Source organism: Streptomyces sp. NPDC102360 (assembly GCF_044766085.1).
GTDB lineage: Bacteria > Actinomycetota > Actinomycetes > Streptomycetales > Streptomycetaceae > Streptomyces.
Genome location: NZ_JBIWLG010000002.1, coordinates 193,556 through 210,523 on the forward strand (window position 1 = coordinate 193,556; position 16,968 = coordinate 210,523).

The 16,968-nt window shown below is 70.2% G+C and carries 16 protein-coding genes; 10 read left to right on the forward strand and 6 right to left on the reverse strand.

Annotated elements, in window-relative coordinates; all coding sequences use genetic code 11:
• Positions 1 to 40: 40 nt before the first annotated feature.
• Positions 41 to 817, forward strand: coding sequence for a dimethylargininase (gene ddaH, locus ACIRHA_RS10480; RefSeq protein ID WP_403842653.1), 777 nt, complete (start codon positions 41 to 43; stop codon positions 815 to 817).
• A gap of 94 nt (positions 818 to 911) precedes the next feature.
• Positions 912 to 1,889 (forward strand): acyl-ACP desaturase, encoded by a 978-nt coding sequence (locus ACIRHA_RS10485; RefSeq protein ID WP_403842656.1) that lies wholly within the window; start codon positions 912 to 914, stop codon positions 1,887 to 1,889.
• A gap of 15 nt (positions 1,890 to 1,904) precedes the next feature.
• Here ACIRHA_RS10485 and ACIRHA_RS10490 read toward each other — a convergent pair whose 3' ends face one another.
• Positions 1,905 to 2,147: a WhiB family transcriptional regulator gene (locus ACIRHA_RS10490; protein ID WP_326018084.1), complete on the reverse strand. Its 243-nt coding sequence runs from the start codon at positions 2,145 to 2,147 to the stop codon at positions 1,905 to 1,907.
• A gap of 149 nt (positions 2,148 to 2,296) precedes the next feature.
• The gene (locus ACIRHA_RS10495) at positions 2,297 to 3,088 is read right to left on the reverse strand and encodes a VOC family protein (RefSeq protein ID WP_403842660.1); all 792 of its coding nucleotides are present in this window, start codon (positions 3,086 to 3,088) and stop codon (positions 2,297 to 2,299) included.
• Positions 3,089 to 3,334: 246 nt separating this feature from the next.
• Here ACIRHA_RS10495 and ACIRHA_RS10500 point away from each other — a divergent pair, with 246 nt between their 5' ends.
• Positions 3,335 to 4,555 carry a glycoside hydrolase family 64 protein gene (locus ACIRHA_RS10500; protein WP_403842663.1) on the forward strand — a complete coding sequence of 407 codons (1,221 nt, stop codon included), beginning with the start codon at positions 3,335 to 3,337 and terminating at the stop codon, positions 4,553 to 4,555.
• A 21-nt stretch (positions 4,556 to 4,576) separates the two neighbouring features.
• Here ACIRHA_RS10500 and ACIRHA_RS10505 read toward each other — a convergent pair whose 3' ends face one another.
• Positions 4,577 to 6,199, reverse strand: coding sequence for a GMC family oxidoreductase (locus ACIRHA_RS10505; RefSeq protein ID WP_403842665.1), 1,623 nt, complete (start codon positions 6,197 to 6,199; stop codon positions 4,577 to 4,579).
• A gap of 76 nt (positions 6,200 to 6,275) precedes the next feature.
• Positions 6,276 to 7,748, reverse strand: a complete 1,473-nt coding sequence (locus ACIRHA_RS10510; protein ID WP_403842668.1) for a purine-cytosine permease family protein — start codon at positions 7,746 to 7,748, stop codon at positions 6,276 to 6,278.
• Between the two features lie 73 nt (positions 7,749 to 7,821).
• Here ACIRHA_RS10510 and ACIRHA_RS10515 point away from each other — a divergent pair, with 73 nt between their 5' ends.
• Both ACIRHA_RS10515 and ACIRHA_RS10520 read left to right on the forward strand, forming a co-directional pair.
• Positions 7,822 to 8,445, forward strand: coding sequence for a TetR/AcrR family transcriptional regulator (locus tag ACIRHA_RS10515; protein WP_403844407.1), 624 nt, complete (start codon positions 7,822 to 7,824; stop codon positions 8,443 to 8,445).
• A 138-nt stretch (positions 8,446 to 8,583) separates the two neighbouring features.
• Entirely contained in the window at positions 8,584 to 10,209 is a 1,626-nt protein-coding gene (locus ACIRHA_RS10520; RefSeq protein ID WP_403842671.1) for an amidohydrolase, read from the forward strand.
• Between the two features lie 6 nt (positions 10,210 to 10,215).
• Here ACIRHA_RS10520 and ligD read toward each other — a convergent pair whose 3' ends face one another.
• Positions 10,216 to 11,259, reverse strand: coding sequence for a non-homologous end-joining DNA ligase (gene ligD / locus ACIRHA_RS10525; protein ID WP_403842674.1), 1,044 nt, complete (start codon positions 11,257 to 11,259; stop codon positions 10,216 to 10,218).
• Positions 11,260 to 11,352: 93 nt separating this feature from the next.
• On the opposite strand from ligD, the gene ACIRHA_RS10530 reads away from it, so the two are divergent.
• Positions 11,353 to 12,417 carry an ATP-dependent DNA ligase gene (locus ACIRHA_RS10530; RefSeq protein WP_403842677.1) on the forward strand — a complete coding sequence of 355 codons (1,065 nt, stop codon included), beginning with the start codon at positions 11,353 to 11,355 and terminating at the stop codon, positions 12,415 to 12,417.
• A 50-nt stretch (positions 12,418 to 12,467) separates the two neighbouring features.
• The gene (locus ACIRHA_RS10535; protein ID WP_403842680.1) at positions 12,468 to 13,385 is read left to right on the forward strand and encodes a DUF3048 domain-containing protein; all 918 of its coding nucleotides are present in this window, start codon (positions 12,468 to 12,470) and stop codon (positions 13,383 to 13,385) included.
• A gap of 229 nt (positions 13,386 to 13,614) precedes the next feature.
• Here ACIRHA_RS10535 and ACIRHA_RS10540 read toward each other — a convergent pair whose 3' ends face one another.
• Complete coding sequence (locus tag ACIRHA_RS10540) at positions 13,615 to 14,079, reverse strand: MarR family winged helix-turn-helix transcriptional regulator (RefSeq protein ID WP_403842683.1); 465 nt, start codon at positions 14,077 to 14,079, stop codon at positions 13,615 to 13,617.
• Between the two features lie 234 nt (positions 14,080 to 14,313).
• Here ACIRHA_RS10540 and ACIRHA_RS10545 point away from each other — a divergent pair, with 234 nt between their 5' ends.
• The 3 genes from ACIRHA_RS10545 to ACIRHA_RS10555 are packed head-to-tail and all read left to right on the forward strand — an operon-like array spanning position 14,314 to position 16,939.
• Positions 14,314 to 15,069 carry a CoA transferase subunit A gene (locus ACIRHA_RS10545; protein ID WP_403842686.1) on the forward strand — a complete coding sequence of 252 codons (756 nt, stop codon included), beginning with the start codon at positions 14,314 to 14,316 and terminating at the stop codon, positions 15,067 to 15,069.
• Positions 15,069 to 15,725: a CoA transferase subunit B gene (locus tag ACIRHA_RS10550; protein ID WP_403842689.1), complete on the forward strand. Its 657-nt coding sequence runs from the start codon at positions 15,069 to 15,071 to the stop codon at positions 15,723 to 15,725. The genes ACIRHA_RS10545 and ACIRHA_RS10550 overlap by 1 nt, the downstream gene beginning before the upstream one ends.
• Positions 15,722 to 16,939 (forward strand): thiolase family protein, encoded by a 1,218-nt coding sequence (locus ACIRHA_RS10555; RefSeq protein ID WP_403842692.1) that lies wholly within the window; start codon positions 15,722 to 15,724, stop codon positions 16,937 to 16,939. Before ACIRHA_RS10550 ends, ACIRHA_RS10555 begins: the two co-directional genes overlap by 4 nt.
• The last annotated feature ends 29 nt before the right edge of the window (positions 16,940 to 16,968 follow it).

Consider the following 16,968-nt stretch of genomic DNA (forward strand, 5'->3'; position numbering starts at 1 on the left):
GTGCGCACCGTCACTCTCGCTCTTCGTCATGGAGTACGTCGTGCCCAGCAAGAAGGCCCTCGTCCGCCGCCCCGGACCGCGCATCGCGGACGGGCTCGTCACCCACATCGAGCGGACCCCTGTCGACGCCGCGAAGGCGCAGCAGCAGTGGAAGGGGTACGTGGCCGCGCTGGAGGCGCACGGCTGGGAGACCTTCCTGGTGGAGCCGGTCGACCTGTGCCCGGACGCCGTGTTCGTGGAGGACGCGGTGGTGGTCTTCCGGAACGTGGCACTGATCACCCGGTCGGGGGCCGAGTCGCGGCGCCCGGAGACGCCGGGCGTCGAGGAGGCCGTGGCGCGGCTCGGCTGCTCCGTCAATTGGGTGTGGGAGCCGGGCACCCTGGACGGAGGCGACGTACTGAAGGTCGGTGACACGATCTACGTAGGGCGCGGCGGGCGCACCAACGCGGCGGGGGTGGCGCAATTGCGCGCCGTCTTCGAACCGCTCGGCGCGCGCGTGGTCGCCGTCCCCCTGTCCAAGGTGCTGCACCTGAAGACCGCGGTGACCGCACTGCCCGACGGCACCGTCATCGGCCATCCACCGCTGGTCGAGCACCCCTCGCTGTTCCCGCGCTTCCTGCCGGTGCCCGAGGAGTCGGGGGCGCACGTGGTGCTGCTCGGCGAGGACCGGCTGCTCATGGCGGAGAGCGCGCCGAAGTCGGCGGAGCGGCTCGCGGACCTCGGTTACGAGCCGGTTCTGGTCGACATTTCCGAGTTCGAGAAGCTGGAGGGGTGTGTGACCTGCCTCTCAGTTCGCCTGCGAGACCTCCACGCGTAACCGCCGTCTTTATTGGGCGCTTAACCTACGGCAACGTAACCTACGACACCGTAGGTATCTCCGCTCGTATTACCTCCGTCCCCCAGGAGCCTCCGTGACCGTCATCTCCCCCCGCCTCGGCTCGTCGACCACGTGGACCGACGCCCGCCTGCTCCACGCGCTGGAAGAAGTCGTCGAGCAGGAGCTCAACCGGCACCTCAAGGTCGCCAAGGACTGGATGCCGCACGACTACGTGCCGTGGTCCGACGCCCGCAACTTCCCCGAGTTCTTCGAGGACGGCGAGGCCTGGTCCAAGGAACAGTCCAAGGTCACCGAAGTCGGCCGCACCGCCCTCATCGTCAACCTGCTCACCGAGGACAACCTCCCCAGCTACCACCACGAGATCGCCTCGCTGTTCGGCCGCGACGGCGCGTGGGGCACCTGGGTGCACCGCTGGACGGCGGAGGAGGGGCGGCACGGCATCGTGATGCGCGACTACCTGCTCGCCTCGCGCGCCGTCGACCCCGACAAGCTGGAATCCTTCCGCATGTCGCACATGAGCGAGGGCTTCGAGTCGGACAACCGGCACTCGATGCTGCACTCGGTCGCCTACGTCTCCTTCCAGGAGCTGGCCACCCGCGTCTCGCACCGCAACACGGGCCACCAGTCCGGCGACCCGGTCTGCGACCGCATGCTCGCCCGTATCGCCACGGACGAGAACCTGCACATGGTCTTCTACCGCAACCTGCTCAAGGCCGCCTTCGAGCTCGCCCCCGACCTGACGATGCAGGCCGTGCGCGACGTCGTCGTGAACTTCCGGATGCCGGGGCACGGCATCCCCGGCTTCGAGCGGGCCGCCGCGCAGATGGCGATCGGCGAGGTCTACAACATGCGCATCCACCACGACGACGTGATCCAGCCCGTGCTGCGCTTCCTGAAGGTCATGGAGATCGACGGCCTGGGCCCCGAGGGCCTCAAGGCCCAGGAGGAACTCGGCCTGTTCATGAACGGTCTGGACACCGAGGCCTCGAAGTTCGACGAGAAGCTGGCGGCCCGCAAGGCACGGATGGCGGCGCGGGCGGCCGGCGCCTGACCGCGTCCGTAAGCGTCAGGTGCGCCTGAGCCGATGCCGTTCCTTCTCCGAGAGGCCGCCCCACACCCCGAACCGCTCGTCGTGGGTGAGGGCGTACTCGAGGCAGCTCTGCCGGATCGGGCACAGACCACAGATCGTCTTGGCCTCGCGGACGGAGCTGCCCGGCTCGGGGAAGAAGAACTCGGCACCGGTCTGGGCGCACAGGGCCTGGTCCTGCCAGGTGGGGCCGGCAGGCGTAAGGGTCGTGTTCGCGTACATGCCGGCCACTCTGCCGCCACCCGAAAAACGTTTGATCAACGCTCAATCAACGCGCAATCAAGCCCCACTATTAAGCCCCGCCGGCGATTGAGGCGCGGGGTCCGGGGCAGAGCCCCGCAACCCCACGCCCGACCGCCGACACGCAACGGTCACCGCTGCTCCGGGTCCCCCTTGAGCACGGCGAACGCCGCACCGTACGGATCCGTCAGCTTCGCGATCCGCCCGACGCCGGGGATACTGACCGGCTCCGACCGCACCGTGCCACCCAGCTCCTGCGTGCGGTCCGCCGTCGCGTCCACGTCCGGGACGTGGACGTACGGCTGCCAGTGCGGGCCCGCCGGCGCCTCCGCCGGGTCGGCGTCCAGCGGGACCACGCCACCGAACATCGCGTTCTCGTCCGTGCCCGGCGGGTTGATCGTCGTGTAGCTGCCGCCGGGGAACTCGACGTCGAACGCGCCCCAGTTGAAGACCGAGCCGTAGAACCGCTTCGCGGCGGCCACATCCGGGACGTACAACTCCACCCAGTTCAGCCCGCCGTCGTCCTTGATGTACTCGAGCCCCTTGTTCTTCCCCGGCTGCCAGATGCCGAAGTGGGCGCCCGCGGGGTCGGCGAAGACGGCCATGCGGCCCAGGTCGAAGACGTCCATCGGCCGCAGGGCCGCGGTGCCGCCGGCCTGCTCGACCGCCTTCGCCGTGGCATCCGCGTCCGCGCTCTGGAAGTACACGGTCCAGCCGGGCTCGCCCTGCTCCGCGGTGACCGTCATGGCACCGCCCACCGTCCTGCCTTCCAGCTGGAACATTCCGTACCCGCCGGCCTCCGGTCCTGCCGACTGGAAGGTCCAGCCGAAGAGGCCGCCGTAGAAGGAGATCGCACCGTCCATGTCGGGGGTGCTGAGGTCCATCCAGTTCGGCGCGCCGTCCACGAACTCCGTAGTGATCATGGGTCTTGCCCTCCTCGTCGAGGGTTTCTTTTTCCGGACTGCCGAGTCTTGCACCGGGCACTGACAACGCCCTCGCACCACGCTGACCTGCGCTGGTTCAGACCAAAGGAACCGAACGCTCCGCCTTCAACTGTTGAACCAAAACAAAACGTGGGAGCGCTCCCTGTGCGAAGTCTTGACGCCTCCGGCCTCTCTCGCCACAGTAGGGCTCCCCCACACACCCCCCACATTCAGGGAGTGCGCATCGTGATCTCGCGCAGAATATTTCTCGCCGGCGCCGGAGCGGGTATCGCCACGACGGCCGCAGCACTCACCCTCCCCTCATGGACCGCGGGCGCCGCCCCGGCCACGTGTGAACTGGCCCTGGAGAACAAGTCGTTGAGCGGCACGGTGCACGCGTACGTCACCGGCCACGAGAACGGGACCGGGAACTGGGTGCTGCTGCGCGCCGACGGCAGCGTCTACCACCCCGAGTCACCGAGCGCCCCGCAGACCCCGCTGCCCGTCGACTGCGCCATCCCGCTCGGCGCCGCGGGTTCCGCCCCGAAGGTCGTGACGCTGCCTCAGATGTACGGCGCCCGCGTCTACTTCGTGCGCGACGACAAGCTCGAGTTCTTCCTCAACCCCGGCCCCTCGCTCGTCGAGCCGGCCTTCGCCACGAAGGAGGACGCGAACTACGGCAAGACCTGGGCGTTCGCCGAATTCACCTTCAACTCCGAGCAGTTGTACTCCAACATCAGCTACGTCGACCTGATCACGGCCCTGCCCATCGGGATCAAGCTGGAGGGCGACGCCACGCACACCGTCGCCCCGTTCCCCGACGGCGCCATCGACAAGATCGCCTCGGATCTCGCGGCGCAGGCCGCCAAGGACGGACAGCCCTGGGACAAGCTCGCCATCAAGGGCGAGGACGGCAAGGTGCTGCGCGTGATCTCCCCGCAGAACCTCATGGCCCCGTACTTCGACAAGCCGGACGAGATGCCGTTCCGCGACGTGTGGGGCGCCTACGTCGACAAGGTGTGGGAGAAGTACGCCTCGACCGACCTGAAGATCGACCTGCAGGGCGGGCGCGGCGTGTTCACGGGCCGGGTCAGCGGCGACACCCTCACCTTCAACGGCGGGCACACCTTCTCCAAGCCCGCCTCGAAGGACATCTTCACCTGCAACCACGGGCCCTTCGCCAACAACCCGGACGACTCCGACGACAAGAAGGGCATCCTGTCCCGCCTCGCCGCCGGGTTCAACCGCAGCGTCATGCTCACACACGCCGAGCAGCCCAACGGCCTGACGTCCGCGGACTACTACCAGGACGCCACGACCAACCACTGGTCGCGCATCGTCCACGCCAACTCACCCATCGGCTACGCCTTCCCGTACGACGACGTGCAGGCCGAGGGGCAGCCGGACGTGTCCGGCGCGGCGCACGACGGCAATCCGCGCCGGTTCACGGTGAGCGTGGGTTCGTAGGCAACTACCGTTTGTGGCTAGTTACTTGGTGGCGTCCTCGCGGATCAGGTCGGCCGCCCGTTCCGCGAGGGCGACCGTGGGCGCGTGCGTGTGGCCGCGGGTGATGCGCGGCATGACGGAGGCGTCCACGACGCGCAGGCCCTCGGTGCCGCGCACGCGCAGGCGGGGGTCGGTGACCGAGCCCTCGTCGGAGCCCATCCGGCAGGTGCCGACCGGGTGGTACAGGGTCTCGGCCGTCGCCCGCACCGACCGGGTGAGCGCCTCGTCGTCGACGACTCCGGGGTAGCCGCCCATCGGCTCGGTGTGGTGCGCGGCGAGAGCACTCTGGGCGAGCAGCTCCTCGGCGCGGCGCACACCGGCGACGAGCGTGCGCACATCCTCGTCGTGGGCCAGGTAGTCCGGGTCGATCCGGGGCTGCGTGTCGCGGCCCGTCGGGGTGATCCGGCCCCTGCTCTCGGGCTGGAGCAGGATCACGCCGAGGGTCAGGCCGTGCTCGGTCGGCTCCTCCAGGCCGTGGTTCACGAACGGCACCGGCGCGTAGATCAACTCGATGTCGGGCGCTGCCAGTTCGGGCTTGGTGGCCAGGAAAGCGACGGCTTCGCCGACGTTCGACGTGAGCGGTCCGCGGCCGCCGAGCAGGAACCGGGCGATGTTGGCGGGCGAGTCCGCTCCGGTCAGCGTGATGGGCTTGGCAGCGCGCACGTTCAGCGCGTACATCAGGTGGTCCTGGAGGTGCCGGCCGACGTCGGGCGAGGCGACGAAGGTGTCGATGCCCGCCTCGGCGAGGGTCTCCGGGTCACCGATGCCCGCTTGTTGCAGCAGTTGCGGAGAGTTGATGGCACCCGCGGAGAGGATGACCTCGCGGGTGGCGCGCAGGGTGCCCGCGGGTATCCCGGAGGCGACGACACCGGCGGCGCGGGTGCCGTCGAAGTCGATGCGGGCGACGCGGGCACCGGTGTAGATGTCGAGGTTGGGCCGGCGCGCGGCGGACTTGAGGTAGCCGTCGGCGGCGCTCCAGCGGCGGCCGCGGTACTGGTTGAGCGGGGTCAGAGCGAAGCCGGAGTGGTCGGCCTGGTTCAACTCGTCGAGCTCGCGCAGCCCTTGGGCGCGGCAGGCGTCGAGGAACGCACCCGTGGTCGGGTTCGGGTGGCGCGGCGGCGAGATGTGCAGCGGCCCCGTCGTGCCGTACACCGTGTGCTCGCCGTCCGCGCGCGGGTCGCCCTGCCACCGCTCGGCACGCTGGAAGTAGCGCACGAACTCGTCGTAGGACCACGGCGATCCGGCGGCCTCACCCCAGGCGTCGTAGTCGGCGCGGTGGCCGCGCACCCACATCATGGCGTTGATGGCGGAGGAACCGCCGAGCGTGTGACCGCGCGGCCAGTACAACTCCCGGTCGTCCAGGGCGGTTTGCTTGGTGGTCGAGTAGTTCCAGTCGTACGGCGTCTTGAACAGCTTCGGGAACGCGGCCGGGATCCTGATCTCCGTCTTGCGGTCGCGCGGCCCCGACTCGACGAGGGCGACCTTGACGGAAGGGTCCTCGGAGAGCCGCCCGGCCAGCACGCAGCCGGCGGATCCGGCCCCGACGATGACGTAGTCGTACGTACGGTCCTTGCTCAACGCGGCTCCCTCGATGATCAATGCCATGTACAGGTGGCACCGATGCTCTACTTCCCGGTAGGCGCTGTCCAGAGCCGGTTGTGCGGGATGAGCGAGGATCGCGTCACGGCACGGTCACGTTCCGCAGTGCCACCGGGCGCCGCATCGTCAGCGCGTAACAGCCGCACGCCACCACCATGCCGACCGGCAGCGCGAGGTCCACGTGGCCGAGGGCGGCGGCGATCGGTCCGGTGAAGTAGAGGGTGTTCACGCAGAGGGCGGATGTCACGGCACCGGCCAACAGGGAAAGGGCGCCTGCCCAGTTGACGCCTCCTCGGTACCAGAACGGGCTGCCGCGCGACTCGTCGGTGAGGGCGATCCCGTCGTAGCGGTTGCGGCGCAGCACGATGTCGGTCGCGTAGATCGCCACGCTCGGGCCGAGCAGCACGACGGTCAGTTGCAGGACGTTGTTGACGGTGTCGAGGAAGTTCGAGACGAGGAGCCCGTACAGGGTCAGCGCGACGGCGGCCGTGCCGTCGAACAGGACGCTGACGGAGCGGCGGATGCGCAGCCCGACGGCCTGGAGTGCGAGGCCCGCGCTGTACGCGGTCAGGGCGTTGACGGCGATGGTGCCGAGGACGAGGGCGAACAGGAAGGCCGGTGTGAACCAACCGGGGAGGATCTTCTCCAGGGCTGCCTGCGGGTCGGACATGTCGACGGTCGTGGCGGCGAGCACGCCCAGGAGCGAGACCAGCACACCCGGCACGAAGCCGCCGAGCGCGGTCCAGCCGACGATCGCCCGCTTCGGCGTCGTGCGGGGCAGATAGCGGGAGAAGTCCGCGCTGGTGGTGTACGAGAGCGGGCCCGCGGCGATGAGGCTGACACCGGCGAGCACCGTGGCCCACAGGTCGATCCCGGTGAGGTGGTGCTCGGGTACGTAGCCGAAGTCGGCGTGCTGGACGACCACGACGGCCACGACGGCGAAGACCACCGCGAGCACGAGCGTGATCGGCAGGTACAGCTTCACGATCAGGGCGTGGCCATAGACGCTGATGGTCAGGGTGAGCGCCGCGATGACCACGATGACGGCGACCTTCACCCCCGTGTTCACGGGGATGCCGACCTTCGCGACCAGCGAGAACGCGGCGACGGCGGCGGCCGACAGGTTCAGCGCGAAGTAGCAGACGGAGATCACCCAGCCGACGATCGCGTTGTTCACGCGGTTTCCGATGACGCCGAAGAGGGCGCGGGTGATGACCTCGCTGGGGGCGCCGGCCGCGGGGCCGGAGACGGAGAGCCAGCCGGTGAGGATCCAGAACAGGTTGCCCACGACCAGCACGGCGAGGGCCTGCCACAGGTTCAGGCCCATCAGAACCAGGGCGCCGCCGACCACCAGGCCCAGGTAGTTGATGCCCCCCGCGGCCCAGACCGAGAACAACTCGCTGGCCCTTCCGTGGCGTTCGGAATCGGGGATGTGGTCGATGCCGTGGGCCTCGATGCGGGTGGCTGCCGCTGGGGGTTCGCCGGGTGGTCCGCCCGCGGTGTGCTCTGCCGCTCCGCCGGTGTCCGGGCAGGGGTCGGGAAGTGTGGACGCCATCGGGCCCTCCAGGGTGCTGGTCTCTCGTGCCACCTGCTTGCTTATTGGTCGCACACTCAATAGCGTGACCGGCATGCCGTCAAGCGTTGAGCGCAAGCGAATCCGAAAATCTCCGGCCGCCAGACGTGCGGAAATCGTTGCGAAGGCGGCTTCGATTGCGCTTTCCGAAGGTCTGGAGTGCATTACGCTGCGGCGCATCGGCGAGGATCTGGAGGTGCGTCCGGGCCTCGTGAGCCACTATTTCCCCTCGGTGGAGGAGCTCGTGGCGGAGGCGTTCGGGGACGCGGCCACGGCGGAACTGAATGCGTTGCTCCCCGAGGGGGGCGGTGACACGTCCGCCGTGGATCGGCTTGCCACGTTCCTCGCCCGGACCTCCGGGCCCGCGTGGGACGACATCAGCCGGCTGTGGCTCAACGCCCGTCATTTGCGGCGGTACCGGCCTGCGCTGCGGGTGCGCGTCGACGCGCAGGAGACGGACTGGCTGGGGCGGCTCACGGGGCTCCTCGCGGAGGGCGTGGCGAGCGGGGAGTTCCGGACGGGGGATCCGGAGGTCGTGGCGATGCAGATTCTGGTGGTACTGGATGGGCTCGGGGCCGATCCAGGCCATACGGAGGGCCTGCCGGCCGGGGTGGCGCGGATGGCGTTTCGGGTCGCCGAGCGTGAACTGGGGCTTGTTGAGGGGGCGTTGGATTCGTAGACGCGCGACGGCGTTGCGGGCGCGGGGCTCTGCCCCGGACCCCGCGCCTCAATCGCCGGCGGGGCTTGACAGTGGCCGGACCTGCTTGCCCCCTCCCTTTCAGCACACCAATTCTCGACGCAACTGGAGTTCCACCCCATGCATCACCCCGACCTGATACTCCTCAACGCCCGGTTTCTCGACCCCGTCGATGGTGGGAGCGGGCCGCACACTGCCCTTGCCGCCACCGACGGAGTCATCACCGCGCTCGGTGATGACCGGGAGGTGGGTGCGCTCGCCGGGGCCCGGACCGTCGTCGTCGATCTCAAGGGCGCCGTCGTGACACCCGGACTCGTCGACGGGCACATGCACCCCGTGCACGGCACCGAGCTCACGGCCGGGCTCGACCTGTCCCGTTGCACCGACCTGGAGGACGTGCGCGTGGCGCTCGCCCGCGCCGCGCGGGAACTGGCGCCCGGCGCCTGGCTGCACGCCTGGGGGCTCGACCCGAATGTGTTCGGGGAGCGGCCCGTGGAAGCGGCCGCGCTGTCGCCCGTGCTCGACGGAATCCCTGCACTGCTCCAACTCTTCGACGCGCACTCGACGTTGGCGAGCCCCCGCGCTCTCGAACTCGCCGGGGTCGACGGGCCGCGCACCTTCGACCAGGCCGCCGAGATCGTCTGCGACGCGGCGGGGAGGCCCACCGGGCTGCTCCTCGAGGACGCCGCCTGCGAACTGGTCGAGCGGCCCGCGCCGCAGCCCACCCGCGCCGAGCGCCGCGAACGGCTCGCGCGGACGCTGCGGGAGATGTCGGCGAGCGGGCTCACCGGCGGTCACGCCATGGACGCCAATGGCGACAGTCTTGAGCTGTACGAGGAGCTGGACGAGGCCGGCGAGCTGGCCGTGCGGCTGCGTGTCGCGCCGTGGTGTCAGCCGGGCGCGGACGCCGATGCCGTAGAGCGGCTGGTTCAACTTCAGGCACGGGGCGGCGAGTTGTGGCGCGTGGACGGCGTGAAGCTGTTCATGGACGGCACCATCGACAACGGCACCGCGTGGCTGGAGCACCCCGACTGCCACGGGGAGTCGACGCACGCGTTCTGGCCGGACCCGGACGCGTACACCGAGGTCATCGGCGCACTGCACCGTGCCGGTGTGCCCACCGCGACGCACGCCATCGGTGACGCGGCGGTGCGGCACACGCTCGACTCCGTGGCCAAAGCGCGGGCCGGAGCCCCCGGCGACGTACGGCATCGCGTCGAGCACATCGAGACGGTGCCGGACGACACGGTGCGGCGCTTCGCCGACCTTGGGGTGATCGCGTCGATGCAGCCCACGCACTGCTGCGACTTCACGCGGGCCGATCACAGCGACAACTGGTCGCGGCGGCTCGGCGAGGAGCGGGCGGGGCGGGCCTGGCGCTGCCGGGATCTGTGGGACACGGGGGCGACGGTCGTGCTCGGTTCGGACTGGCCGATCGCGCCGTATCCGCCGCTGAGCGTGCTGGCCGGGGCGCGACACCGTCGCCCGAGCCGGGATCTCGCGCTGCCGCCGCACGGGCCCGAGCAGGCGCTCACCGGTATGGAGGCGCTGCGGGCGATGACCGTGAACGCGGCCTACGCCGCCGGTGAGGAGCGGACCGCGGGGCGGATCGCGGTCGGGTTCCGGGCCGACCTCACGGCGTTCGCCGTGGATCCGGTCGCCGCACCGGCGACCGAACTCCCCGACGTACCAGTGCAGTTGACGGTACTCGGTGGCCGGGTGACACACCGGGCGGCAGCCGTGTAGGCGTGGTCAACTGCCCTCACCCTCCTCGTGCCTGGCGCGGCTCGGCTGGACGCGCTTGGGCTCGCCCGGCATCTTCGGATACTCGGGCGGGTACGGCAGGTCGCCGAGGCCGCGGTCCTTCTCGTCGCGCCCGGCCTGCTCCAGGAGGGCGTCGAGGGAGAACCGCTCCTTGTCCATGTCGGCGTGTACGTCGCCGAGTTCGGCGTACCGCTTCGGCATGGTGACGATGTCGAAGTCGCGGGGCAGCGCGTCGCCCAGCTCGTCCCAGGTGAGCGGGGCGGAGACGGGCGCGTGCGGGCGGGCGCGCACCGAGTACGCGGAGGCGATGGTGCGGTCGCGGGCCGTCTGGTTGTAGTCGACGAAGATGCGCTCGCCGCGCTCCTCCTTCCACCACGCCGTGGTGACGAACTCCGGCATGCGCCGCTCCAGTTCGCGGCCGCAGGCGATCGCCGCGCGGCGCACCTCGGTGAACGTCCAGCGCGGTTCGATGGGGACGAAGACGTGCAGTCCACGTCCGCCGGAGGTCTTGGGCCAGCCGCGCAGGCCGCCGAAGTCGTGCAGCACGGCGCGCAGTTCGCGTGCCGCGTGCACCGCGTCCGCGTAGTCGGTGCCGGGCTGCGGGTCGAGGTCGATGCGCAGCTCGTCGGGGCGGTCCGGGTCGTCGCGGCGCACCGGCCAGGGGTGGAAGGTGAGGGTGCCGTACTGGGCGGCCCAGATCACCGCGGCGATCTCCGTCGGGCACATCTCGTCGGCGGTGCGCCCCGAGGGGAAGGTGATCGTGGCGGTGGGGATCCAGTCGGGCAGGTTCTTCGGCGCGCGCTTCTGGTAAAAGGACTCGCCGGTCACGCCCTCGGGGTAGCGCTCAAGGGTGGTGGGCCGGTCACGCAGGGCGCGCAGAATGCCGTCGCCGACCGCGAGGAAGTAGTTCGCGAGGTCGAGCTTGGTGTACGTCACCTTCCCGCCGTCGGGGAAGAACACCTTGTCGGGGCTGGACAGCCGCACCGTCCGACCGCCCGCTTCCAGCTCCACTGCCGCGCCCTTGCCGCCCATGCGCTCACGCTAGGCCGAAAGGACGTAGCGCGCATACCGGACGATACATGGCAATACCGGGCGACATTGCACCGTAGAGGACAGAATCGGTACATGGATCTTCCCGTGATGCCACCGGTCAAGCCGATGCTCGCCAAGTCCGCCGCCAAGATCCCCGCCGGGATGCACTACGAGGCGAAGTGGGACGGCTTCCGGGCGATCGTATTCAGGGACGGTCCCGAGATCGAGCTCACCAGCCGTACCACCAAGTCGTTGACCAGGTACTTTCCCGAGCTGGTCGCGGCGCTCGCCGAGCGGCTCCCGGAGCGCTGCGTACTCGACGGCGAGATCGTGATCGCGCGCGACGGGCGGCTCGACTTCGACGCGCTCACCGAGCGGATCCACCCTGCGGCCTCCCGCGTGAAGACCCTCGCCGAGCGCACGCCCGCCTCCTTCGTGGCCTTCGACGTCCTCGCGCTCGGCTCCGAGTCCACGGTCGAGCTGCCGCTGTCCGACCGCAGACCGCTCCTGGAACAGGCCCTCGCGGACGCCTCGGCCCCGCTGCACCTGGCGCCGGCCACCACCGACGCGGAGCTCGCCCAGGTCTGGTTCGAGCAGTACGAGGGCGCGGGCCTCGACGGCGTCGTCGCCAAGCCGCTCACGCTGCGCTACCGGCAGGACGAACGCGTCATGCTCAAGATCAAGCACGAGCGGACCGCGGACTGCGTGGTCGCCGGGTACCGCGTCCACAAGAGCGGCCCGGTCGTCGGCTCCCTGCTCCTCGGCCTGTACGACGACGAGGGCATTCTTCAGCACGTCGGGGTGTGCGCCGCCTTCACGATGAAGCGCCGCACGGAGTTGGTGGCCGAGCTGGAACCGCTGCGCATGGAGCTGCCCGCCGAGGGCCACCCGTGGGCGGCCTGGACCGACGAGGCGGCGCACGAGGGCAGGCGGATGCCGGGCGCGACCAGCCGCTGGACCGGCAAGAAGGACCTCTCCTGGATCCCGTTGCGCCCCGAACTGGTGGCCGAGGTGGCGTACGAGCACATGGAGAACGGCGCCCGTTTCCGCCACACGGCCCGCTTCCGCCGCTGGCGCCCGGACCGCACGCCGGAGACCTGTACGTACGCGCAGTTGGAGGAACCGGTGTCGTTCGACCTGGCGGATGTGCTGCGCTGAGCGCGGGGTGAAGGGCGTGCGCCCGTGGGTATTCAAGGTGCGTGGACGAGATGCGCAGGCGTGCGGTCATGGTCGGGGCTCTCGGGGTGTTCGCCTCGGCTTGTACGGCGAACCGGCTGCCCGGGGGCGGGAGTTCGGCGACGGCGCGGGCGCCACTGCTCGCCGTGAAGGTCGACAATGTGGGGGCGGCGCGGCCGCAGACCGGGCTCGACGAGGCCGACCTCGTGTACGTGGAGCAGGTCGAGGCCGGGCTGAGCCGGCTGATGGCGGTATTCGGCTCGCGGCTGCCCGAGGTGGTCGGTCCTGTGCGCAGCGCCCGCGAGACCGATCTTGAGCTACTGCGTCAGTTCGACCGGCCGACGCTCGCGTACTCCGGGGCGCAGAGTGCACTGCGGCCCTCCATCGACGCGGCGCCACTGCGGGCGGCGGCGCCGGGCGAGGCGGGTGGCGCGTACTTCCGGGGCTCGGACAGGCCGGCGCCGCACAACCTGTATCTGCGGCCCGCGAAACTGGGCGATCCCGCGGCGGGGGTGCGGGCGGGGGAGGCGGCCGGGTTCGAGTTCGCCGAGCGCGTGCCCAAGGGTGGGCGGGCCGAGACGGAGCGCACGGTGCGCTTCCCCGCTGCCCGGTTCACCTTCAACTGGTCGGCGCGGGAGAGCCGTTGGCTCGTGAGTATGGACGGGCGCGCCGCGACGACCGCCTCCGGCAAGCGGCTCGGCGCGCCGACGGTCGTCGTCCAGTACGTCGACGTGGAGCCGTCCCGCTTCCACGACCGGTCGGGCAATACGTCGCCGCGGTCGCGCACGGTGGGGGATGGGAGGGCGATCGTCCTCCGGGACGGCCGGTCCCACGACGCGCGCTGGCGCCGTCCGGCGGCCACTTCCGGCACGACGTTCACGTCACCGGACACCGGCACGCCCCTACCGTTCGCACCGGGGCCGGTATGGCTGGTGCTGGCCAACCGCTGACCCGGCCACGGGGCTCCGCCCCGGACCCCGCGCCTCAATCGCCGGCGGGGCTTAAAAGGCCTGCTCAATCGCCGCAGGGGCTTGAAACGCAGATCCCTCCGTCGGCCAATGTGCACAGGCCCGCGCAATCAAGCCCCGCCGGCGATTGAGGCGCGTCTTTTAAGCCCCTGCGGCGATTGAGCAGCGGGGTCCGGGGCGGAGCCCCGAGAGCGCGACGCCGGGTGGGTGCCTAGGCCTCCGCCGCAACCACCTCACCCGGATCCCGAAGGCGCTCCGCCGCACCGCACACCCGTTGGATCACGTCGAAGAACACCCCCCGCTCCTCCGCATCGAGCGGCGCCAGGAAGACCTGGTTCATCCGGGCCGTGCGCACGGCCAGCTTCTTGTGCGTGCGCAGCCCCCCGGGCGTGAGCCGCAGCAGCCAGCGCCGCCCGTCCTGCGGGTCACGCACCTTGTCGACCAGCTCCCGACGGGTCAGCCGGGTGACAACCTCGGCGATAGTGGAACGGTCGAGCCCCACCCGCTCCCCCACGGTGCGCTGATCAAGACCCGGCTCGGCCACCAACGCGTTGAGGACCGCGAACTGCGGCGACGTGATCTCCTCGGAGACCATCGTGTTCCACAGCAGATAGTGCGCCTGCTGGAGCCGCCGGGCGAGGTGCCCGGGATGGGCGGTCAGATCCACCGCGGCCATGGCGGTCCTCCGTCTGCAGTCGTTGCGCCGCTGAAAACGGCCGTGCACTGAGCAAGGATCCGGCACCCCGTATCCGCTTGTCGAGTCCATACACGCATTTCCCTGGGAACTATTGACGGTTCACACACCCAGTGGCAACGTGAGCGGCACCCAGAAAATACTCAGTGCGCTGAGCAGTTCATGAGAACGTCATGAGCACCCACTGAGCACTTCGCGGAGATGAGGCTGGCAGGGATGGACAAGGTTGTCGCCACGGCCGCCGAGGCCGTCGCCGACGTGGGGGACGGTTCGTCCCTCGCGGTCGGCGGGTTCGGCTTGAGCGGCGTACCGAACACGTTGATCAAGGCGCTGTACGAGCAGGGCACAGGGAACCTGTCGGTGGTGTCGAACAACTGCGGCGCCATGGACTCCGGCCTCGCCGTCCTGCTGAGCGCCGGGCGGATCGCGCGCGTCACGGGCTCGTACATCGGCGGGAACAAGGAGTTCGCCCGGCAGTACCTGGCCGGCGAGATCGAGGTCGAGATGATCCCGCAGGGCACCCTCGCGGAGCGGCTGCGCTCGGGCGGCGCCGGCATCCCCGCCTTCTACACCCCGGCCGGCGTCGGCACCCAGGTCGCCGACGGCGGACTGCCCTGGCGCTACGACGGCACCGGCGGCGTCGCCAAGGCCTCGCCTCCCAAGGAGGTCCGCGAGTTCGACGGCGTCGAGTACGTCCTGGAGCGCGGCATCCGCACCGACTTCGCGCTCGTCCGGGCCGCCAAGGGCGACCGGCACGGCAACCTGGTCTTCAACAAGTCCACGCGGAACTTCAACCCCCTTGCCGCGCAGGCCGGAAAGATCACCATCGCCGAGGTGGAGGAGCTGGTGGAGCCGGGCGAGATCGAGCCGGACCAGGTCCACCTGCCGGGCATCTTCGTGCAGCGCGTCATCGCGCTGACGCCGGAGCAGGCCGTCGACAAGGGAATCGAGAAGCGGACGGTGAGCAACTGATGTCCTGGACCCGTGAAGAGATGGCCGCCCGCGCCGCCCGCGAGCTGCGCGACGGCCAGTACGTGAACCTCGGCATCGGCCTGCCGACGCTGATCCCCAACTACCTGGGCGGCGACGTCGAGGTGATCCTGGAGTCCGAGAACGGGATCCTGGGCACCGGCCCGTACCCCACCGACGACGCGGTCGACCCGGACCTGATCAACGCGGGCAAGGAGACGGTCACCGTCCTGCCCGGCGCCTCGTTCTTCGACTCCGCGCTCTCCTTCGGGATGATCCGCGGCGGCCACATCGACGTCGCCGTGCTCGGCGCCATGCAGGTCTCCGCGAACGGCGACCTCGCCAACTGGGCCGTACCCGGCAAGATGATCACCGGCATCGGCGGCGCCATGGACCTGGTGCACGGCGCCCGTACCGTCCTGGTCACCATGACGCACACGGCGAAGGACGGCTCCCCGAAGATCGTCGAGGAGTGCTCGCTGCCGCTCACCGGAAAGGGCTGCGTCGACCGGATCATCACCGACCTCGCCGTGCTCGACGTGACCGAAGACGGCCTGGAACTGGTCGAGTTGGCGCCGGGCGTGACCGCCGAGGAAGTCGTCGAGAAGACCGCCGCGAAGGTGCGCGTCCCAGAGGCAGCCAAGGAGGCAGCCAAGTGAGCAGGAACGTCAAGGACGTCTACATCGTCGATGCCGTACGCAGCCCGATCGGCCGCTACAACGGCGCCCTCGCGGCCGTCCGCCCGGACGACCTCGCCGCGCACGCGATCCGTGAACTGGTCGCCCGCACCCCGCAGTTGGACCCCTCCCGGATCGAGGACGTGTACTTCGGCAACGCCAACGGCGCGGGCGAGGAGAACCGCAACGTGGCCCGCATGGCGGGCCTGCTCGCCGGGCTGCCCACCTCCGTACCGGGTGTGACCGTGAACCGGCTGTGCGCCTCCGGCCTCGAAGCCGTGATCCAGGCGGCCCGCGCCATCGCGGTCGGCGACGCGTCCATCGCCGTCGCCGGTGGCGTCGAGTCGATGACCCGCGCGCCCTACGTGCTGCCGAAGAACGACAAGCCGTTCCCGGCCGCGAGCACCGAACTGTTCTCCACCACGCTGGGCTGGCGCATGGTCAACCCGAAGATGGAGCCGCAGTGGACGGTGTCCCTTGGTGAGTCGGCCGAACTCATCGCCGACAAGCACCACATCACGCGCGAGCAGCAGGACGAGTTCGCCCTCGCCAGCCACCAGAAGGCCGCCGCGGCGCAGAAGAACGGCCTGTTCGACGCCGAACTCGCGCCCGTCACCGTCCCGCAGCGCAAGGGCGACCCGTCCGCCGTCTCCGCCGACGAGTCCGTGCGCGCCACCACCACCCTCGAAGCGATGGCGAAGCTCAGGCCGTCGTTCCGCAAGGAGGGTGGCACGGTCACGGCGGGCAACGCCTCGCCGCTGAACGACGGCGCCGCCGCGCTGCTCCTCGTCGACGAGGAGGGCCTGAAGGCCACCGGGCGCGAGCCGCTCGCCCGGATCTCCGCCACTGGTGTCTCCGCGATCGACCCGCACTACTTCGGGCTCGCGCCAGTCGAGGCGACGAACCGGGCGCTCGCCAAGGCTGGCAAGGGATTTGGCGATCTGTCGACTCTGGAGCTGAACGAGGCGTTCGCCGCGCAGGTGCTCGGCTGCGTCGCCGAGTGGCCCGAGTTCGACGTCGACAACGTACTCAACCCGCAGGGCGGCGCCATCGCGCTCGGCCACCCGCTCGGCGCGTCCGGCGCCCGGCTCGCCGGCACGGTCGCCCACCAGCTCGCCCGCGAGGGCTCCGGCGTCGGCGTCGCCACGCTCTGCATCGGCGTGGGCCAGGGCCTCGCCCTCGTCCTGGAACGTTAGAGACCTCAGGAAGGTCAGGAAGGTCCCCT